The 1,027-nt window shown below is 65.5% G+C and carries 1 protein-coding gene; it reads left to right on the top strand.

Features of this window, described 5'->3' with window-relative positions:
* Nucleotides 1–18 precede the first annotated feature (18 nt).
* Nucleotides 19–1,027, top strand: a 1,009-nt coding sequence (locus RHBS_RS27980) for a DUF222 domain-containing protein (protein WP_237669871.1), incomplete at its 3' end; no start/stop codon positions are given.

The following is a 1,027-nucleotide window of genomic DNA, read 5'->3' as shown; positions in this document are numbered from 1 at the left end:
TTGGCCGGGCAGGCGTCGGTGGCGTGGTCGAACGCGGACCGGCGTGCGGTGATCCAACGCATGGAGATGCTCACCAGGTCCGTCACCGCGCACTCGTACACCTGGCTCAACGAACTGATCACCCAACACGGCCTCGACATCTACCCGGGCTCTGTGCCGTCGTCGGTGGCATGGATGCTGCGGATCACCCCACGAACAGCAGGCGCACGAGTGCGTCTGGCGGCGGAGTTGGGGGATCGCACCTCCTTCTCCGGTGAAGTACTGCCGCCGCTGCTGCCGCACACCGGTGCTGCGCTTCGGGCGGGGTTGCTCGATGCCAAGCATGTGCAGATGATCCGCGAGTTCTTTCGGCACCTGCCCCGGGACGTCGATCCGCAGACCCGCGAGCTCGCCGAACAGCAGTTGGTGGGCTTCGCATCGACCAGGCGGCCTGACGACTTCGCGCCGTTGGTGGCGAATCTGGACTCGATCCTCAACCCCGACGGCGACTACGACGAAGACGACGACGAGGACGAAGACGGGAAACCGCCGAAGCCGCCCAAGCGACGGGATGCGTTCTTCTACCTCGGCGAACAAGGTGCAGACGGCATGTCGGAAGGCGAATTCTGCGTCGACCCCGAACTACGGGCCTACCTCGAAGCCTTGTTCTCCAAAGCCGCGAAACCCGGCATGTACAACCCCGCCGACGGAAAACCGATCGTCGACGACGAGACCGACAGCTCTTCCGGCGGCAAGGACAGCACGAGCCCTGGGGCCGCGAGCGACGGTGCGCGTCCTGATCCTGCAGCAGCCGAGAAGGATTCGGCAACACCGGGCGATGTCGCCGATGCAGACACGCCACCGCTACCGGAGCCGGACGAAGGGTCGCCGAGCGGTGCGGGACTGTGGGGCGACGGTCCATGCGACGGAGACGGCAACTGCGCAGGTGGCATCGAATGCGGCTGCGGCACAGACTCCGACGACACTGCCGAACCCGAAGACACTGCCGACTCCGAATCCGATACCGGCGAAGCGAAGAAAAAGGCAG

The organism is Rhodococcus sp. BS-15, assembly GCF_000813105.1.
GTDB lineage: Bacteria > Actinomycetota > Actinomycetes > Mycobacteriales > Mycobacteriaceae > Rhodococcoides.
Note: the sequence above shows the minus strand (reverse complement) of the source record. Positions and strands in the feature narration are given on the sequence as shown.